Raw genomic sequence first — 20,327 nt, 5'->3', positions numbered from 1 at the left:
ATCTATCGGTGCGCTTCGATAACTTTGAAACCATGGGCTTTTTCATCTATGAGCACTGTGTGAAAAATGTCTTTTAGCAATATTTCATAAGGCAGGTGGAGGTTAGCAACAAGAAGCAGCTTACCACCTGGCTTTAGATGTTTTGCAGCATTTATAATAAAATGCTGCCCTAATGAGACATCTGTCGTTTGTTGCGTATGAAAAGGTGGATTTGAAATGATGGTATCATAGAGATCAGTGATAGGCTCATGGATAAGATCATGCCAATAAAAATGAATCGGACAAGAAGTTGTTATATGTTTAAGATGCTGCTTTGCAGCTCTCAAAGCATTGTAATCGGCTTCATAGAGATCAAGGGTTGTTAGTTTTTTGCTTTTTTCAAGTGCAGCATGAGAAAGAAAACCCCAGCCAGCACCAAAATCTGCAGTTTTTCCAGTCACTTTATGCATATGTGAAGCAAGCACGGCAGACCCAGGATCAATGCGACCATGTGAGAACATGCCAGAAGTGGTCTGAAATTTATTTTCAAAAGTGAGCGGTGGTGAACGCAATTGTGTAATCTTCTGTCTATCTATTTGCTGTGGAACTTGAAGCCAGAAGACTAGTCCATGGTTTTTGGATAATTTATCGGTGATGGGAATAAATGTTTTGACCCACTTCATCATTGAAGGAGCACCGGCAGTTTTATTTCCACCAATAATAACCCATCCACCAGGTTTCACACATTCTAATAAATCAAGAAAACAATTTTGGTTAAAACCACGATATTTGCTCAAATGTAAAAGTGCACCATCATAGGTGAAAGTCTTATCTATTTGAGGAGCACAATCAAACTGAGCATTGACAAATTTTAAAAAATCTGGTCGCCAAGGCGTAATAACTTTTAAGTTTTTTACCCATTCTGAAGTGGGAATTTCAGTTAAACCAAAACCCAACCACGATTGGTTTGGACTGGGAAGAGGAAGATTATGGTTCTCAAAAGGCAAAAAACAGTGACACATGTCAGTCTTTCAAAGCAAAAATGCCATTTTCATATGAAAATGGCATTTCATAACAAGAGGAAAGATTACTCTTCTTTTTTCTTACGACGACGCTTGTTCTCGGATTTATTTCTTTCTTCCACGCACTTTTCTTGTTCTTCTTTTACCGGACGATCTGCTGTAATTTCTTCACCGGTTTGTTGATCAACAATTTTCATTGATAAGCGAACTTTACCACGCTCATCAAAGCCCATGAGTTTCACCCAAACTTTATCACCTTCTTTAACAATATCTGTTGTTTTTGTGACGCGTTCTGATGCGAGCTGAGAAATATGAACGAGTCCATCACGAGAGCCAAAGAAATTTACAAATGCACCAAAATCGGCAGTCTTTACAACTGTTCCTTGGTAGATAGCACCAATTTCAGGTTCATCAACAATAGAATGGATCCAGCGCTTTGCTGCTTCAATAGTTTTAGCATCGGCAGAAGCAATTTTGATTGTTCCATCATCTTCAATATTGATTTTTGCTCCAGTTTGTTCAACGATTTCTCGAATAACCTTACCGCCAGAGCCAATCACCTCACGAATTTTATCAACGGCAATGTTCATCACTTCAATACGCGGAGAGAATTCGCTAAGTTCAGCACGTGCACTGGTTAAAGCTTTACCCATTTCATGAAGGATATGGATTCGTCCACCTTTAGCTTGTTCAAGTGCAATTTTCATAATTTCTTCGGTAATACCATCAATTTTGATGTCCATTTGCAAAGCAGTAATACCATTTTCTGTTCCCGCTACTTTAAAATCCATATCTCCAAGATGATCTTCATCTCCTAAAATATCAGAGAGCACAGCAAAGCGTTCACCTTCTTTAATCAAGCCCATGGCAATACCGGCAACGGGGCGTGCTAGAGGAACACCGGCATCCATGAGGGCAAGCGAAGTTCCACAAACCGTTGCCATGGAAGATGATCCATTGGATTCAGTAATTTCAGAGACAGCACGAATAGTATAAGGGAAAGATTCCTTCGTTGGCAACATAGGATGAAGTGCACGCCACGCCAATTTGCCATGTCCAATTTCACGGCGACCAGGAGAGCCAAGACGCCCTGTTTCTCCTACTGAAAATGGTGGGAAATTGTAATGAAGAAGAAATGTTTCCTTATACATACCTGTTAAAGAGTCAACATATTGTTCATCTTCGCCAGTTCCCAGTGTTGCAACAACCATTGCCTGTGTTTCGCCACGGGTAAAGAGTGCGGATCCATGTGTCCGTGGTAAAAGACTAACTTCTGACTGAATGGGACGTACTGTTGAAAGATCACGTCCATCAATACGTCTTCCCGTATCAAGAATATTCCAACGCACAATTTTTGCTTGCAACTGTTTGAAAACGGTTGCAATTTGATCTGCATTAAATTTACAGTCCTCTTCTGTTTCGGGCATAAATTTATTGATGACTTCTGTTTTCAGTGTATCAATGGCAGCATAGCGCTCTTGTTTATCAGTAATTGTATAAGCCTTTCGTATATCCTGTTCAGCCATTTCCAGCATGGCTTTTTCAAGATCAGAGAGATCTTCAGGAACGAAATCACGTGGATCTTTTGCGGCAACTTCGGCAAGCTTTATGATGGCATCAATCACAGGTTGCAAACCTTTGTGCCCAAACATAACGGCACCCAACATGATATCTTCTGGCAATTCTTGTGCTTCTGATTCAACCATCAACACAGCACTTTCTGTTCCTGCAACAACAAGATCAAGTTTTGATTCAGGCATTTCATCGATATGAGGATTGAGAACATATTGTCCATTACAGTAGCCAACACGGGCACCAGCAATGGGCCCCATAAAAGGAACACCTGATAGAGTTAAAGCAGCAGAAGATGCAATCATCGCAAGGATATCGGGATTATTTTCAAGATCATGCTGTATAACGGAAACAATAACTTGTGTGTCATTTTTATAACCGTCAGCGAAGAGGGGACGGATGGGACGATCAATTAAACGTGAAATTAAAGTTTCATTTTCTGTTGGCCTACTTTCACGTTTTAAATAACCACCAGGTATTCTACCAACAGCATAGGATTTTTCTTGATAATTAACTGTGAGTGGAAAAAAATCCTGGTCTGGTTTTGGACTTGTTGCCGATACAACGGTTGCTAAGACAATGGTTTCTCCATAGGTCGCAATTACTGCACCATCAGCTTGACGCGCTATTTTTCCCGTTTCAATGGTGAGTGGCCGACCGGCCCATTCAATTTCTATCTTGTGCGTTTTGAACATTTTTTATCCTTAATAACCAGTATTCACATCTTTGAGTGTTTATATTCTGGTTTTGCGTAGCATATTTAAAGCTATGGGCAGGACAACAAGACACTTCTGTTTTTTCGCGAGAAGAGAGAAATAAATCGCAATTTAAACGCGAAGCAACTAGCAATCCTGCCCCATGATGGTTACTCATCAGTTTAAACTAAAAGCAGCAAGCTAAAAAAATGGGTGAATTTTATCGAGATACTATCCACCCATTTTTCTTCTAGCGACGCAAACCTAATTTCTTGATAAGTGTCTGATAACGATTTTGGTCAACTCCTTTAAGGTAATCAAGAAGGCGACGGCGTTGAGATACCATCTTTAAAAGACCACGGCGAGAATGGTTATCCTTTTTGTGTGATTTAAAATGGTTCGTTAAATTGGAGATACGCTCAGAAAGTACAGCAACTTGCACTTCTGGAGATCCTGTATCACCAACCTTATTTGCATATTCTGCGATAAGAGCTTGTTTACGTTCAGTTGTAATCGACATCGTATTATCCTTTCAAAAAACAAAGAAACAAAAGCCGCCCACAGCCGAGATGTCGTTCAGCAAGGGTCTATGAAGAAATAAGAAGAGTTCAAGACTCCTACTTATCTTGACACTTATATAGGAAAAGAGGTTAAAATGCTAGCCCTTAAAAGCATTGAAACGCTCCCTTAAATCAAGGGTTTTGTTTTAAAATAGTAATTTTAACAGGGTTGTATGAGAAGTTTTAAAAGAATTATGCATCCTTTTGATATAAAGATAACTGCTTTGCAGAGTATATGTATGATAACAAAAGCGATAAATACCGATTTGGAGGCAAAAGATGCAGAGCATTTCAACATTCGAACTTTTTCGTAATTCGGTATTTCGAAATTTGTGGTCGTCCACTCTCATTTCTAATTTAGGAGGGCTTATACAGGCTGTAGGAGCAGGGTGGTTAATGGCATTGATTAGTTCTTCGCATTCCATGGTCGGGCTTGTTCAAAGTGCTACAACATTACCACTTGTGATGTTTTCTCTGATGGCAGGGGCATTAGCTGACAATTTTAATCGTCGTCAAATTATGTTGTGTGCGCAAATTATGATGATGGTTGTATCAATGAGTTTGGCTATTTTATCCTATATGGGCTTTCTAACACCTTCACTTTTATTATGCTCCACGTTTTTGATTGGCTGTGGAACAGCCTTTTATAATCCTTCTTGGCAAGCGACAATAGGAGATATTGTGAGTAGGGCAGATATTCCTGCTGCTGTGAGTTTGAACAGTGTTGGCTTTAATTTGATGCGTAGTGTAGGTCCTGCTATTGGTGGTGCTATCATTGCAATGTTAGGGGGCGCCGCTGCTTTTTTATTCAACGCGATAAGTTACATTCCTTTAATTGGTGCTTTGTTTTTCTGGAAACCAAATTACGAAAACAACATCTTGCCACGGGAAAGATTTTTAGGTGCTGTCTCAGATGGTTTACGTTATGTTGCTATGTCACCTAATCTTCTCAGTATTATGGTCAGGGCATTTCTTTTTGGTCTTGGAGCGATCTCGATTTTGGCACTCTTGCCAATTGTTGTGCATAAAATTCTTGGAGGGAGTGCACTTCTTTATGGTACATTGCTTGGTTGTTTTGGCTTAGGGGCTATGACAGCAGGTATTATTAATTCATTTGTACGAAATTATTTTCGTTTAGAGACAATTATTGCCAGCGCATTTATTGGTTTTGCCTTTTCTTGCTTTGTTTTAGCGATAAGTCGTTCATTGATTATAAGCCATATTGCCTTATTTCCTGCAGGCTTATCTTGGGTTTTGGCGTTATCATTATTTAATACATCTGTACAGCTTTCTACACCACGCTGGGTTGTCGCACGTGCTTTAGCACTTTATCAAACGGCATCTTATGGAGGGATGGCTGTTGGAAGTGCAATTTGGGGAGCTTTGGCTGATGGTTATTCTCCAACAATTGCTTTGAGTATTTGTTCTTTCTTCTTGGTTTTTGGTGCCCTTGCGGGAGTAAAGTTTAGAATTCAGGAAATTCCTCAGATAGATTTGGATCCACTTGATCATTTCAGGGAACCGGAGCTTTTACTTGACCTAAAAGCAAGGAGTGGTCCGATCATGATAATGATCGATTATCAAATTCATGAAAATGATCTCGAAGAGTTTCTCAAAGTCATGACACGTCGTCGCCATATTCGTTTACGTGATGGCGCTCGCCAATGGGTTCTCTTACGTGATCTTGAAAGACCTGAATATTGGACAGAAGCCTATCATATGCCAACATGGGTAGATTATTTACGCCATAATCACCGTCGTATAAAAGCGGACGCAGAGGTGAATAAACTCCTGCGTCATTTAAATCGTGCGCCTAACGGTATAAGAGTCCACCGCATGATTGAACGCCAAACCATACCACAAGCCAATGAGATGATTTTAAAGTCTTCTGCTGATCAATTACCTTGATAGTAAAAAGGCAAAAAGAATTTTCTTATAAAATATTCAATATGTGCAATACCATTCTATAGAGAAGTTATTATTATGAAAAAATCAGTAGCAATTTGAAAGGTTAAATAAACAGTTTATGCTGTTGGTAAGTTAAGGACAGAGTTAATTAAAAAAACAGTTAGAATTCGTGGGTATTGTAATTTATTTTAAGCTCAAACCTGTTTTTCTATTTCACAAAAATCTTTTAACACAGTATAGTAAACCCGTATATCTAGTAATGATTAAAGAGAAAATTGAAAAAAACAAAGATATTTTTTGTCCTTTATTGTGCAAGAAAGGATTGGAATTTTGAACGCGTCGCAGATTTTAGGCATCCAATACAAATTATTGTAAAAGGCTAAGTATAAGACAATGAAAAGAGCTCTCTTCTCTTTATTGATAGATATAAAAAATATCTTTTTCCAAGAGTTTGTTGTGAAAAAGAATGAATTAGATTGTAAAAATTCGTTTTGGTTTGAACAGAATTTTTTCAAGAGTGCCTATAGCAAGAAGTTGTCCTTTGTAAAACACACAGAGTTCATCTTCATCAAGAGATACATTGTGATTATAGAGAGGCACTGGAGCACCCTTCATGACTCGCTGTGCTTGGGTTTCATTAAGAATGTAATGAGAGAGACAATCCACTGCAGCACCTGTTTCAATTAAAAGTGCATCAAGTGTTGAAAAATCTCTTTTGAGAGGAGTATCATTTTCATTTGGCACACTTTTATCTAGCCCTACTGCTTTTAGCGTGCTCCATGTGATGAGATCGTTTTCACAAAACGGTGCCACTGCGATACGTCTTAAATCAGCAATATGCCCATAACAACCAAGATCACGCCCCATATCACGTGCTAAGGAACGCACATAGGTTCCTTTTCCGCAGGTTATTTCAAAGATAGCACGCTCACTGGTAGGAGTTTCTATTAATTTAAAAGTTTCTATTTCCACTTGGCGGGGTGGAATTTCAACAATCTCACCTTCACGGGCCAAATCATAGGCACGATTACCAGAAATTTTAATTGCCGAAAATTGCGGAGGTGTTTGCAAAATAACACCTGTATATTGAGGGAGAAGAGCACGTATTTCTTCTTGTGTTGGACGTTTGAGAGATGTTTTTGTGATTTCACCTTCTAGATCGTCTGTTGACCTCTCTTCACCCCAAGCAATTTGAAAACGGTAGGTTTTTGTACCTTGCATCACGTAGGGAACAGTTTTGGTTGCTTCGCCCAATGCAATTGGCAAGAGCCCAGAAGCAAGAGGATCAAGTGTACCCGCATGTCCCGCTTTTTGCGCATGAAAGAGCGATTTTATTTGTGAGACAGCTTCTGTTGATCTCATTCCTTTTGGTTTATCAAATATGACCCAACCAGAAACAGAACGGCCTCTTTTTTTGCGTTGCGGCGCCATATTTTAATCCTCAACTTCATCATTATGGTGGAGATCACGTGCCACCTCAGGTGAGCGAAGAAGAGCATCAATTTTTGAAAAATTATCAAAACTACTATCAAGTCGAAAACGCAGTTCAGGCATATATTTCATCTGTCGTAATGCATGACTGATTTCTCTACGGATAAAACGGCTATGTGTATTGAGAATATCGACAACATCAACATGAGATGCATTTTTAAGAGTACTAAGAGGAGAAATAAAGCAGGTAGCAATTTTTAAATCTGCTGACATGCGTACTTCAGAGACAGAAATAACCATATTTTTTAGGAGGTCCTCAAGTAAAATTCCGCGCTGTAGTATATGTGCTACTGCGTGGCGCACTTGTTCACCTACTCTAAGTTGCCGTTGTGATGGCCCTGCATTTTTCATTAAAGTTTTACCCTTATTACAACATCTCTTCTTTTGACCATCTTTAAAAAATTAAGAAAGGACCGAGGTGCTATACACAAACATAACAATTTTTTCCATTTCACGATAAAGCAAAGTTACTGGATTATTCTATAATGTGCGATTAATATGTTCAATACGGAAGGTTTCAATGATGTCTCCTGCACGTATATCTTCATAATTTTCGAATGCTATTCCACATTCTTGTCCACTTTGTACTTCATTGACTTCATCTTTGAAACGTTTGAGTGTTTTAAGTTTTCCTTCATGAATGACAATATTATCGCGGATAAGGCGAACACCAGCGCCTCGTTCTATTTTGCCTTCTGTGACACGACAACCTGCAACTTTTCCGATTTTTGTAATGTTAAAGACTTCTAAAATTTCGGCGTTACCAAGGAAAGTTTCACGCTGTTCTGGTGAAAGCAACCCTGACATGGCAGCTTTTATATCATCAACAAGATCATAGATGATATTATAATAGCGAATTTCAATTCCTTGTGTTTTTGCACAGTCACGCGCTTGTTTATTGGCGCGAACATTAAAGCCAATTACAGCGGAGTTAGAAGCTTCAGCAAGAGAAATATCACTTTCAGTGATACCTCCAGCACCAGAATGTACAATGCGCGCGCGCACTTCTTCGTTCCCTAACTTTTCTAATGCTGAAGCAATTGCTTCAATTGATCCTTGCACGTCTCCTTTAATAATCAGAGGGAACTCTTTAATACCGGCGGTTTGTAATTTTGTCATCATTTGTTCAAGGGAACCACGAGAACCCGTTTGTCTGGCGACAGCTTTATCACGCGCTAATCGCTGACGGTATTCAGCAATTTCACGTGCTTTTGCTTCATGACTGACAACTGCAAAACGATCACCAGCTTGTGGCGTTCCTTGCATACCTAAAATTTCAATGGGTGTAGAAGGAACAGCTTCTTTGACATGACGACCATGATCATCAATCAAAGCGCGTACGCGTCCCCACTCATTGCCGGCAACAATAATATCAGAAGGATGTAATGTACCTTTCTGAACAAGAACTGTAGCAACAGATCCACGTCCTCGATCCAGTTTTGCTTCAATGACAACGCCTTCCGCTGTTCGTTGGGGATCTGCTTTCAGATCAAGAATCTCAGCTTGAAGAAGAATAGCTTCGAGAAGTTTATCAAGATTCTGTCCAGTTTTAGCAGAAACTTCCACTTCCAAAGTCTCTCCGCCCATAGTTTCAACAAATACTTCATGTTGTAGAAGTTCTGTACGCACTTTTTGTGCATTAGCAGCGGGTTTATCAATTTTATTGATAGCAACAATGATTGGTACACCAGCTGCTTTGGCATGATTAATTGATTCAATCGTTTGCGGCATGACACTGTCATCAGCAGCAACAACCAGAACGGCAATATCGGTAACACGAGCACCACGCGCACGCATAGCTGTGAAAGCAGCATGTCCAGGTGTATCAATAAAGGTAATTTTTTGACCGTTTTGCTCCACTTGATAAGCACCAATATGCTGCGTAATACCACCGGCTTCACCAGAAACAACATTCGCTTTTCGAATAGCATCAAGCAGAGAAGTTTTTCCATGGTCGACATGGCCCATAATTGTTACAACGGGAGGACGAGTTTGCATTTTTTGAGGGTTATCAGCGATATTAAAGATACCTTCTTCTACATCAGATTCTAAAACACGTTTAACAGTGTGACCGAATTCAACAGCGATAAGTTCAGCAATATCAGCATCAATAATATCGCCAGGTTTCATCATTTGTCCCTGTTTCATCAGAAATTTAATCACATCAACGGAACGTTCAGTCATACGCTGTGCGAGTTCTTGAATTGTAATAGTTTCAGGAAGAACAACTTCACGAGAGATTTTTTCTCTTGGTTCTTGGTTTTGTGCACGTTTAAATTTCTCCTGCCTGCGGCGCATTGCAGCCATTGAGCGCCCACGTGCGTTACCTTCTTCGTCCAAAGCACTATTGAGGGTGAGTTTTCCACGGCGTCGCTCATCAGCGCCTTTTACAACTTTTGGCGCACGTACTTCTGATTTCGCAAGGTTAGCACGCCGGCTATGTCGATCGTCCTCTTTATTTTCATCCGTTTTGCGTTTTTCAATGACAGTTGTATTTTTAGGCGTGATAGGGATATCTATAGGTTCTATAGGGACATGAGCAGGACTAAGATCAGGTGTTTGTACCGTTGGACTTTTGTTTTCTTGATGGATTTCTATTTCTTTTTGAATTGATTGCTGCAAACTTTCTTCATGCTCTTTTGCACGTCTTGCTTCTTCTTCAGCCCGTTCACGCGTTATTTTTTCTTGAATATGTGCTTCTTCTAACGCACGAAGCCTTGCTTCCATTTCAGCGGATGAGAGATTATTTTTAGCAACAGGTTTACTCGGCTTTGCTTCTTCAAATCGTGGCTTAGAGCGTTGAGGAGCCACATGTGGTTTTGTAATAGGCTGTTGTATTTCAGCTTTTTCATCAGGTCGCGTAATTTTGCGCCGTTTAGTTTCAACAACCACAGCCTTGGTACGACCATGGCTAAAATTTTGTTTGACCGTACTTGTTTCTAGGACGGACCGCTTTAAGGTTAATGTCCTTTTGCCTGTTATTTTGTCGTTATTATTTTCACTCATTGTACTTCCTTCACGGCTTGTGCCGTTATTTCACCAGGCTTGCTGTGCTTTTCATCACGATAGGCGAGCAGTTTATGTATTGTTGTGAGAAATCCTTCAGCAGCTTTAGTGTCTAATAAGGCTGCATGCATAACAGGATTAGTACCGAACGCTACTCGCATTTCATCACTTGTAAATAAAGATATAGTTTTTATATTGCGATTTATTTTTTGCTGTATTGTATGGACGGCTTGTGCAATTTTTCGTTTTCCATCTTCTGTTGTTTCTTTGGCATGAAGTACGAGAATAACTTGACCAGAGCGGATAGCAGCATCAACTTTTGTTGCTCCCATGACAATGGCACCTGCTTTACGCGCTAAAGAAAGACTTGCAAGAGCGGCTTTTAGCAAAAGTCTATCAACAATATGCGCAAGATTTGGCGCAACCTCAACATCTGTTTTAAAACTTCTATGAAAAGCTTTCTGTTTAATTGCTGCTTCAATGGTAGAATGACGAGCACAAACCCAAACACCCCGCCCTGGCAAATTGGCTTTAAGATCAGGGACGATTTGATTATTGGGACCAATAACAAAACGGATCAGCGTCTTTGCTGAAGCGCTTCTTCTGGTTACAATGCAGGTCCGTTCATTCATTTAAAATTCATCCACGCTCTAATTGTCTCTTTTTTCATCTTTTGCAGAATTTTCACTTTCTGCAGGAATTTCTTTAACAAGATCAGCTTCATTTATCCAGCCTGCTTGCACACGTGCTGCTAAAACCATAGTTTCTGCATCAGCACGTGTAATATCAAATGGTGTCAGGATACCAGAAAAACTTTGTGTTTGTCCCTCTTTACGTTCTCTCCAACCAGCCAAATCATCGACTGCATATCCAGCAAAATCTTCTATTGTTTTCACACCGTCTTCGCCAACAGCAACCAACATAGCACTCGTCATTCCGGGCAGTGTTCGCAATTCATCAGAAACACCAAGTTCTTTACGCTTTTCATCAAGCTCTTTTTCTTTGTGTTCAAGATATTCGCGCGCACGGCTTTGAATTTCAGCAGCAGTCTCATGATCAAAACCATCAATGGAAGCAATTTCTTCGAGATCGATATAGGCGATTTCCTCAATAGAAGAAAAGCCTTCTGATGCCATAACCTGTCCGATCATTTCATCAACATCTAAGGATTCCATAAACAGTTTACTGCGTTCAGTAAATTCTTTTTGACGATTTTCAGACTCTTCTTTTTCGGTTAAAATATCAATATTCCATCCCGTTAATTGCGAAGCCAAACGAACATTTTGTCCACGTCGTCCAATTGCAAGGCTCAGTTGGTCATCTGGCACAATGACTTCAATGCGTTCGGCATCTTCATCAAGCACAACTTTGGAAACTTCAGCAGGTTGTAGTGCATTAACGATAAATGTCGCGGCATCAGGGGACCAAGGAATAATATCAATCTTTTCACCTTGTAGTTCTGCAACCACAGCCTGTACTCGACTTCCTCGCATTCCCACACACGCTCCAACAGGATCAATGGAGCCATCCCGTGAGACAACAGCAATTTTAGCACGTGAACCAGGATCACGAGCAACCGATTTAATTTCTATAATACCATCGTAGATTTCTGGTACCTCCATGGTAAACAACTTCACCATAAACTGCGGGTGTGTGCGTGAAAGAAAAATTTGCGGACCACGTGATTCACGGTGCACATCATTAACAAAGGCACGAATACGATCCCCATAGCGAAAGGATTCACGTGGAATTAATTCATCACGGCGCACAATAGCTTCACCACGCCCGAGATCAACGATAACATTGCCATATTCTACACGCTTTACTGTACCAGAAATAATTTCACCAATTTTATTTTTAAATTCTTCATATTGTTGGTCACGCTCTGCATCACGGACCTTTTGTACAATAACCTGTTTAGCAGATTGCGCAGCGATACGACCAAAATCCATAGGAGGCAAAAGATCAGCAAAAAAATCACCAACCTTTGCATCCGTTTGGCGTTTAAGTGCATCGGACAAGGTGATTTCATTTGTATAATCTTCAACGACATCAACAATTTTTAGCAGGCGTTGTAATTTAATTTCACCTGTTTTGGAATTGATTTCAGCACGGATATTGGTTTCTTGACCATAACGAGAACGTGCCGCTTTCTGAATAGCATCAGCCATCGCAGAAATAACAATTTCACGGTCAATTGACTTTTCACGTGCAACAGCATCTGCAATTTGCAGAATTTCAAGCCTGTTAGCGCTTGTAGCCATCAATTTTCTCCTTCTTTGTGCCACACGATAGGCATTTCCCAGTGATATTAACTTTTATAATTTGATGTCTGTTTTGAGATGTTAGAATTATCTTCGGGAATAACTTGTTGATTTAAATCTTTATTTTTTTTCAAGGCGTCGCGAATAAGTTCATCTGTTAATACCAGATGTGCATTTGTAATATCACAAAAGGCAATAGAGATATATAGTGCTTCTCCATAAGCGACTTTATCGGTGTTTAAAGTAAATCCATCTTGCGTGATGTTAGTCAGTGTTCCACGAAATTTCCGGCGCCCATCAATTGTTCTGTTAGTTTCAATTTTTGCAATATGTCCCTGCCAATGCAGAAAGTCAGATTTTCTTACCAGTGGACGGTCAATTCCTGGAGATGAAATTTCTAAATGATATTTGCGCTCAATAATATTTTGCACATCAAGAAGGGGTGAAACAGTTCGGCTAACAGTTTCACAATCTTCCACGGTCATAGAGCCATCAGCGCGTTCTACCATAATCTGAAGTGTTAAACCATTTAAACCAAGAAGCTTCACACGAACCAAACGAAAACCTAAAGGTTTAAGCAATGGTATGATAAGAGCCCCAACACGCGCTTCAACGCCATCTTCTTCAAACAGACGTGGTTCATCAAGACTGCTTATTTTTTCAGTTTCGTTCATACATTTCATCCAAGTCATTTTTCTTAAGTTTTACGACATTAAAAAAGAGCGGGTCCAACGGCCCACTCCTCATCATAAGACCAAGAATTTACTTATTGATACTCTTAAATTCAAAATTTTTCAAGTTGTTTATAAGAAAAGCATTTGAGCATTTATTTTTTGATAAAGGTAAGATAAGTAGGTATCCGTCCTTCGCGTAAAGCTTTTGCTTCATAGCGAGTACTTATCCAGAGCGGATAAGGGGTTTTCCAATCTTTAGGTTTTTCTGCTTCCCACTCAAAGTGATTATGTTGTGTAAAATGGTAAAGGGTCCAATTTACATAACTGTCTATATCGCTAGCAAAGCGGAACTTTTTCCCTGTTTTAAGAACGCGAGCAAAACGATTAAGATTTTTTATGTTGATGAAACGTCGTTTCCAATGTTTCTTTTTAGGCCATGGATCAGGATAGAGGAGATCTATTCCATCAAGTGATGCATTGGGGAGCCAATCAAGGAGATGTGTGGCATCATCATCGTAGAGGCGAAGTTGATTTTGATGCTGTTTATGCTGTTCAAGAGATAGCAATATTTTTGCTATACCATTGACAAAGGGTTCGATACCAATAAAACCAGTTTGCGGACAATGTTCCATTTCATGAAGCAAATGTTCACCTCCACCAAAACCAATTTCAAGCCGAACTTCTTTTACTTTATTGGGAAACAAAGTTGTTAAGTCTAAGGGGGAAAGGGTATTTAAATCAATATGAAGAGTTGGGAGAAGCATTTTTATACGCGCAAGTTGACTGTTTCGCAGCCGTTTCCCTTGTCGGCGACCAAAAAAGGCTTCACGTGCACGTGTATTATGGTCAATCATGGTATTTTAATCATCGTTTGAAGTGGTTTAATCAAATCAGTTTTTTCCCATGAAAACGAACCATCATTTTTTGGTGTACGTCCAAAATGACCATAGGCAGCTGTTTTTGTATAAATAGGTTTATTGAGATCAAGATGTTTTCGAATGCCCGTTGGTGAAAGATCCATTATTTTGCGAATGGTTGCTTCAAGAATTTTTTCATCGACTTTTCCTGTTCCATGGAGATTAAGATAAATGGATAGGGGCTGCGCAATGCCAATCGCATAGGAGAGTTGGATAGTGCATCGTTCTGCTAAATCAGCTGCAACAATATTCTTAGCAAGATAACGTGCGGCATAAGCAGCAGAACGATCAACTTTTGTCGTATCCTTTCCTGAAAAAGCACCTCCACCATGGGGTGCTGCCCCTCCATAAGTATCAACAATAATTTTGCGCCCCGTCAGTCCAGCATCACTTTGAGGACCACCAATAACAAATTTCCCTGTTGGATTGATATACCAATGACATTGAGTCGAAATGGGAATATCATGTAAAGCCTGACGAATATAAGGCTCAACCACTGTACGAACTTTATCCGAATCCCAACTCTCATCTAAATGTTGTGTTGAAAGAACAATGGACGTTACCTCTATTGGTTTTCCATTTTTATACCGTATTGTTATTTGACTTTTAGCATCTGGTCCTAATTTTCCAGTTTCTCCTTCCCCTTTATGGCGAGCCGCAGCAAGAAGTTTAAGAATTTTATGTGCATAATAAATGGGAGCTGGCATGAGATCTGGTGTTTCACGGCAAGCATATCCGAACATGATGCCCTGATCACCTGCTCCTTCTTCACCATGCCGATCCGTAGCATTATCAACACCACGTGCAATATCCATTGATTGGGGACGTAAAAGAACATCAATTTTAACAGTCTTCCAATGAAAACCTACTTGTTCATAACCAATTGCACGGATAGCACGACGTGCCGCTGTACGAAAACGTGTGGGATCAATGAACGGACAGCCATTCTCATCGTAGATAAATTCTCTATTTTTATCTCTTTTTAACAGTGTATCAGGAACACGTACCTCGCCCGCGATAACAACGCGGTTCACACTAACCAAAGTTTCACAAGCAACTCGTACCAACCATGGATCTGTACCAGTTCTTTGCGCTTCTCTATAGACCATATCAACGATTTCATCGGAAATACGGTCGCAAATCTTATCAGGATGTCCTTCCGATACCGACTCACTCGTAAAAAGATAATCTTGATGCGGCATAGGAACTCCTTCAAAAAAGAAAACCAACAGTTTATGAAATTGTCTATTAAAACTGCCCCTATTTGCCAATCCCAAGACAAATGGTCAATGCCCAATTTATAAGCTGGAGAAAAAAGACGGAATCTTTACTTTATGATTTGTTTGCCATATCTTCTTCAGACAATGCTTTTGCCAAATCAATAATTTTTCGGCGCACCTTAGCATCAGATATATTCGTAAAAGCACGCATTAGCTGGATTCCTTCATTGCTAGAGCAAAAATCCATAAAATCGTTATCGCTTTCAGCAAAGCCTTCTACATGTTGCGTATTCATGCCTTTATCAAAAAAGTAGGAAACAGGAACATCCATAATTTCTGCAATTGCTTGGAGGCGACTTGCACCAATACGGTTCGTACCTTTTTCATATTTTTGGATTTGCTGGAAAGTAACGCCTAATTTCTCACCTAGTTTTTCTTGCGTAAGTCCTAAAATATTACGACGTAAACGAATGCGGGTTCCAACATAGATGTCTATAGGATCGGGTTTTTTTCTAGTCTCGGTCATAATGCAACTCTTTAATTTCCAGCACTTTTCTTCTAAATCAACACCATCTTGCTATGAAGCTGATTTATCATATAATTAAGATAATATGTAACACTTTTTCCCAACATTACCGGTACACCTAATGTAACACCGGATATGGGCATTTGAATCATTTAAGGTATTTTGTAGAACCAAAACCGATACGACACAATAGCATAAGAATAAATAAGATGAAAGTAGAGAATATTCTATATTCATTGCTTCCTATGGGCGTAATGGGTGATGGAATTGGTGAATCAATAATGCCAATAGCATTCTGTTGGAGAGCTACAATGATTCGTCCATAAGAATCAATAACAGCTGATATTCCATTATTGGCTGCGCGTATGAGAGGTATTCCCAGTTCAATAGCACGAAGCTGTGCTTGTTGAAGATGTTGATAAGGTCCAGGTGTTACACCAAACCATGCATCATTTGTGACATTAATGATTGCTTGAGGAGAGGAGCCTTTAAAAGTCATTTCATGGGGGAATATGACTTCATAACAAATCAGTGGAAGATAAGAAAAACCGTTTGGCAACGTGACAATTTCACGCGCACTTGCAGCGCTATATCCACCAATATTATCAGCAAGGGTATGCAATCCAATTTTTTCCAATAAATTTTGATAAGGGAGATATTCACCAAAAGGAACGAGATGCAGTTTATCAGAAGTCTTTAAAACATTCCCTTTATGATTAATAACGGCAATTGTATTAAAATATTGCATTTGTGTATTAAAAGAATCATTACTAGCACGTATGGCACCAATAATCGCCCATTGTTTAGGTTTTAGCAGAGAAGCGATGCGCATTGTAGTTGTAGAGTTATCATAGAGAAGATAAGGAATAGAAGCTTCAGGCCATACGATAAAGTCAGGTTCTCTATTATGTCCTGATATTGGTGTTGCACTCAAGCGCATATGGGCTGCAAATATAGCTTCTCGTGTTATATTACTCAATTTTATATCTTGCTGAATAGAAGGTTGAACAATACGCACCCAATAACCACTTTTTTGATTATCTGCTGTATTTGGTATAGTATTGAGGCGGTAAAATCCAAAACCACTGTGGACCAATATAAGTGATAAGCAGAGAGAAAGTGCGGCTTTCTTTTTTTCATCTGTTAATAAAACAGCCGGTAAACTATAAACTAAGACGGCAAGAATATTCATGCTGTAAAGTCCAACAATTGCATCGGATTGCATGAACATCGGGGTTGGCATAGCTGTATAGCCAAGAGCATTCCAAGGGAATCCTGTGAATAAAAATGCACGCAACCATTCTGCTAATCCTAGCGCGAAGGCCAGAACAAAGAAGCGTGCTATGCCTTTTGTCCATAATAAACCGACAATGAAGCCTGCAAAAAACCAATAAAGAGAAAGGTAGAGAGGAGGACCTAAAATAGCAAAGGGCACTGCCCAACCAAAAGAAACGGGATCTGTGAATAAAGCATTGCACAACCACCAAAGGCTGCAAATAAAATAACTAAAGCCAAAGACTCCACAGCTGAGAGCGTAGGTAAGAAAACGTTTTTTATTATTTTGGATAGCGCGTATTGAATCAAGTAAAATAATAAAGATGGGGAAAGTTAAAAAGCAAAGGGGTGTCAAATAAAAGGGTGGAAGTGCAAAAGAAGTAAAAGCACCACAGAGGAACACCCACATTTGTCGCTTCCAGCTGGTAACAGAAAACAAGAAGAGTGTAAAATTGTTTAAAAAAATTTGGCTATTCTTTAGGGATGACATTGTTTTTAAAATTCTCATTTTCTGGAGTACGACAAATGCGCAATCGCTTAATCCTGCGTTTATCAGCCTCTAAAATACGAAATCGATAACCAGGCACGGCTTCAATAACTTCACCTTTTGCAGGAATGCGATCAAGAATAGAAACAATCAAACCACCAATGGTATCAACTTCATCACCATATTCTCCCACAATAAAATCCGGACCAAGAGCTTTTTCTACTTCCTCTAATTCGGTTCTTGCGTCAACAAGCCATTTATTATTATGTTCACGCACGATAGCATTGTTGACATTATCATGTTCATCTTCGATATCACCAACAACTAATTCGACAATATCTTCCATTGAAACGAGACCATCTGTACCTCCATGTTCATCAATAACCAAAGCCATTTGTGTTCGTGTGGTTTGCATACGTGTTAATAATTTGCTTGCTAGCATGGAACTAGGAACAAAGAGCACGGTTCGAATCAAATCCAATTCACCGATGGGGGTGTGTAAATGCGTATGATTTAACTGAAGAAAATCGGATTTTTGTTCAGTTTGGGTCGAGTTGATAATAAAACGAGTCATATAATTAAGGATATCGCGGATATGGATCATTCCTCGTGGATCATCTAAGGTTTCAGCATAAACAGGTATGCGAGAATGACCAATTTTTGCAAAACATTTGAGAGCTTCCTCAAGCGGAGTGTTTATTTCCAATGCTTTGATTTCGGAACGTGGAATCATCACATCATCAACACGTGCTTCACGCAAATGTAAGATATTATGCAGCATAGTACGCTCTTCAGGAGAGAAGAGGGCTGTGTCTTTTTCATTATCGGTTGTGAGTGCAACGGTAAGGTCATCGCGCAGTGATGTAGCATTGCGACCACGAAAAAACGAAAATAAATGATTTAACAGAGAATGTTTTTCCGTATGATTCGCCTGTTGAGAGGAATGTTCTTTAATAACAGAAGGTGTGTGATGATTATTGGGTGCATTTATTTTGTTTGCCATGATTTTGAAATCTTCAAACTTTCTTTTTTATAATAGAGGCATAAGAAACTTTAAATTGTATGATGATGATATGAATTTAAAAAGTTAAATTTTATCATTTCTAAAACAATTCAATATAGGGATCTTGTATGGAAAGCTTTTGAAGAATTTCTTTTTCAAGTTTTTCCATGCGGTGAGCTTCATCATCTGTTTCATGATCATAGCCAAGGAGGTGAAGAACACCATGAACAATCATATGTGTCAAATGGTCTTGAAACAATTTCCCCTCTCTTTGTGCTTCTAGTAGAACAGTTTCTTGTGCAATAATAATATCACCGAGCATAAGTCCTGGAATCTGTCCAATTTTAATTGGAAAAGCAGGAAAGGACAAGACATTGGTGGGTTTGTTTCTACCACGCCATTGTGCATTGATCTGTGCCATATGTTGGTCATTCGTAAAAAGCAGGCTGACTTCGCTTACAACATCTTCTAACGAAAGATGATGCATTGTCGTTGTTAATGCTTTTTCAGTGATATTATAAAGTATTTTCTCATCATCCCATCCAGAGCTTTCAACAATTATATCGATAGTAATCATAACAAATGAAACTCACTTTTTTAAGGAAGAGCTTGAAGATGGCATTTTTTCAATTTGTACAGCAGAATCTTGATCATAAGCACGGACGATAGCGGCAACAAGGGGATGGCGTACAACATCTTTTTCATCAAATCGAATGATGGCAATATTTTCTACCTGTGAGAGAATACGTATCGCTTCGCTTAAACCTGATTTTTGTCCGCGAGGTAAATCAATTTGGCTTACATCACCAGTGATAATCATACGTGTTCCCTCGCCAAGACGGGTGAGAAACATTTTCATTTGCATAGGTGTAGTATTTTGTGCTTCATCAAGAATAACAGCGGCATGAGCAAGTGTTCGCCCACGCATGAAAGCAAGAGGCGCAATTTCTATGACACCGGAGGCTAAAATGCGCTCTACTTTTTCAGCAGGAATCATATCATAAAGTGCGTCATAAAGGGGACGTAAATAAGGATCAACTTTTTCTTTCAGATCACCAGGCAGAAAGCCAAGATGCTCTCCAGCTTCAACGGCAGGACGTGAGAGGATAATACGTTCAATGATACCACGCTCTAGAAGCATTGCAGCATGTGCAACAGCAAGATATGTTTTGCCTGTTCCAGCAGGGCCTACACCAAAAACAAGTTCATTACGGTCCATTGCACGTATATAAGCATTTTGTGTAGGGGTCCTAGCATGGATTATTTTTTTATGGGTACTAAGTCGTGCTGGGCTATATTTTTTCCCATGTTGGATTGTTATTGGGGCTTCTTGCTGTTCTTGTAGCAAATTTGCCATAGCAATCGCTCCTTCTGTATCTGATAAAGTGAGCTCTTGATGTGTTTTTGCGCGTTCATAAAGCTGCTGTAATACGTATTGTGCCTGTTTTATAGCAATAATATTTCCACGGATGAAAACTTCATTACCGCGCGGATGAATGCTAAGTCCGAGTTTTTTTTCAATATAAGCAAGATTTTCGTCGAGTTTACCAAAAACCGTTTTCGCATATTTATTGTTTTCAAAAATGAGAACAACATGATTAACATCTGATAGGTTTGCTTTTCCTAAGATATGCGTGTTTTCAGGGTAAGCATTTATTTTTTCTTTAACGCGCTTTATTTTTTCGGTTGAAGTTTTCAACCTATTCTCCCATATTTATATAAATTCTG

General features: G+C 39.4%; 17 protein-coding genes. 1 reads left to right on the top strand and 16 read right to left on the bottom strand.

Annotation, left to right across the window (positions count from 1 at the left end; translation table 11 throughout):
* Window positions 1–2: 2 nt before the first annotated feature.
* The 3 genes from PVV69_RS00455 to rpsO form a co-directional block, all read right to left on the bottom strand.
* A complete protein-coding gene (locus PVV69_RS00455) occupies window positions 3–1,001 on the bottom strand; it encodes a class I SAM-dependent methyltransferase (protein ID WP_273756035.1) in 999 nt (332 codons plus the stop codon).
* Between the two features lie 65 nt (window positions 1,002–1,066).
* Window positions 1,067–3,268: a polyribonucleotide nucleotidyltransferase gene (gene pnp / locus PVV69_RS00450; RefSeq protein WP_273720036.1), complete on the bottom strand. Its 2,202-nt coding sequence runs from the start codon at window positions 3,266–3,268 to the stop codon at window positions 1,067–1,069.
* A gap of 250 nt (window positions 3,269–3,518) precedes the next feature.
* Window positions 3,519–3,788 (bottom strand): 30S ribosomal protein S15, encoded by a 270-nt coding sequence (gene rpsO, locus PVV69_RS00445; protein WP_208440251.1) that lies wholly within the window; start codon window positions 3,786–3,788, stop codon window positions 3,519–3,521.
* Window positions 3,789–4,107: 319 nt separating this feature from the next.
* Between rpsO and PVV69_RS00440 the strand changes: the two genes are divergently transcribed.
* Window positions 4,108–5,736 carry an MFS transporter gene (locus tag PVV69_RS00440; protein WP_273756034.1) on the top strand — a complete coding sequence of 543 codons (1,629 nt, stop codon included), beginning with the start codon at window positions 4,108–4,110 and terminating at the stop codon, window positions 5,734–5,736.
* Window positions 5,737–6,207: 471 nt separating this feature from the next.
* Here the strand turns inward: PVV69_RS00440 and truB are convergent, their stop codons facing one another.
* The 13 genes from truB to PVV69_RS00375 form a co-directional block, all read right to left on the bottom strand.
* Entirely contained in the window at window positions 6,208–7,167 is a 960-nt protein-coding gene (gene truB / locus PVV69_RS00435) for a tRNA pseudouridine(55) synthase TruB (protein ID WP_273756033.1), read from the bottom strand.
* 3 nt (window positions 7,168–7,170) lie between these two features.
* Complete coding sequence (rbfA, locus tag PVV69_RS00430) at window positions 7,171–7,578, bottom strand: 30S ribosome-binding factor RbfA (protein WP_273720046.1); 408 nt, start codon at window positions 7,576–7,578, stop codon at window positions 7,171–7,173.
* Window positions 7,579–7,707: 129 nt separating this feature from the next.
* On the bottom strand, window positions 7,708–10,233 hold the full coding sequence (infB, locus tag PVV69_RS00425; protein WP_273756032.1) for a translation initiation factor IF-2: 2,526 nt from the start codon (window positions 10,231–10,233) through the stop codon (window positions 7,708–7,710).
* A complete protein-coding gene (locus tag PVV69_RS00420) occupies window positions 10,230–10,865 on the bottom strand; it encodes an RNA-binding protein (RefSeq protein ID WP_273756031.1) in 636 nt (211 codons plus the stop codon). Before PVV69_RS00420 ends, infB begins: the two co-directional genes overlap by 4 nt.
* 18 nt (window positions 10,866–10,883) lie before the next feature.
* Window positions 10,884–12,497, bottom strand: a complete 1,614-nt coding sequence (gene nusA, locus PVV69_RS00415) for a transcription termination factor NusA (protein ID WP_273720052.1) — start codon at window positions 12,495–12,497, stop codon at window positions 10,884–10,886.
* Between the two features lie 47 nt (window positions 12,498–12,544).
* A complete protein-coding gene (gene rimP / locus PVV69_RS00410; RefSeq protein WP_273756030.1) occupies window positions 12,545–13,171 on the bottom strand; it encodes a ribosome maturation factor RimP in 627 nt (208 codons plus the stop codon).
* Window positions 13,172–13,323: 152 nt separating this feature from the next.
* Window positions 13,324–14,025 carry a tRNA (guanine(46)-N(7))-methyltransferase TrmB gene (locus PVV69_RS00405; RefSeq protein WP_273756029.1) on the bottom strand — a complete coding sequence of 234 codons (702 nt, stop codon included), beginning with the start codon at window positions 14,023–14,025 and terminating at the stop codon, window positions 13,324–13,326.
* Entirely contained in the window at window positions 14,022–15,290 is a 1,269-nt protein-coding gene (gene metK, locus PVV69_RS00400) for a methionine adenosyltransferase (RefSeq protein WP_273756028.1), read from the bottom strand. The genes PVV69_RS00405 and metK overlap by 4 nt, the downstream gene beginning before the upstream one ends.
* Window positions 15,291–15,420: 130 nt before the next feature.
* Window positions 15,421–15,834 carry a helix-turn-helix domain-containing protein gene (locus PVV69_RS00395; protein ID WP_273720056.1) on the bottom strand — a complete coding sequence of 138 codons (414 nt, stop codon included), beginning with the start codon at window positions 15,832–15,834 and terminating at the stop codon, window positions 15,421–15,423.
* A gap of 148 nt (window positions 15,835–15,982) precedes the next feature.
* Complete coding sequence (lnt, locus tag PVV69_RS00390; protein ID WP_273756027.1) at window positions 15,983–17,617, bottom strand: apolipoprotein N-acyltransferase; 1,635 nt, start codon at window positions 17,615–17,617, stop codon at window positions 15,983–15,985.
* Window positions 17,580–18,599, bottom strand: coding sequence for a hemolysin family protein (locus PVV69_RS00385; RefSeq protein ID WP_273756026.1), 1,020 nt, complete (start codon window positions 18,597–18,599; stop codon window positions 17,580–17,582). Before PVV69_RS00385 ends, lnt begins: the two co-directional genes overlap by 38 nt.
* 100 nt (window positions 18,600–18,699) lie before the next feature.
* Complete coding sequence (ybeY, locus tag PVV69_RS00380) at window positions 18,700–19,176, bottom strand: rRNA maturation RNase YbeY (protein WP_273756025.1); 477 nt, start codon at window positions 19,174–19,176, stop codon at window positions 18,700–18,702.
* 12 nt (window positions 19,177–19,188) lie between these two features.
* The gene (locus PVV69_RS00375) at window positions 19,189–20,298 is read right to left on the bottom strand and encodes a PhoH family protein (protein WP_273756024.1); all 1,110 of its coding nucleotides are present in this window, start codon (window positions 20,296–20,298) and stop codon (window positions 19,189–19,191) included.
* Window positions 20,299–20,327: the final 29 nt, after the last annotated feature.

The sequence above is a fragment of the Bartonella sp. MM73XJBT genome, from assembly GCF_028618465.1.
In the GTDB taxonomy this organism is placed as follows: domain Bacteria; phylum Pseudomonadota; class Alphaproteobacteria; order Rhizobiales; family Rhizobiaceae; genus Bartonella.
This window is presented reverse-complemented; position numbering and strand designations above follow the sequence as displayed.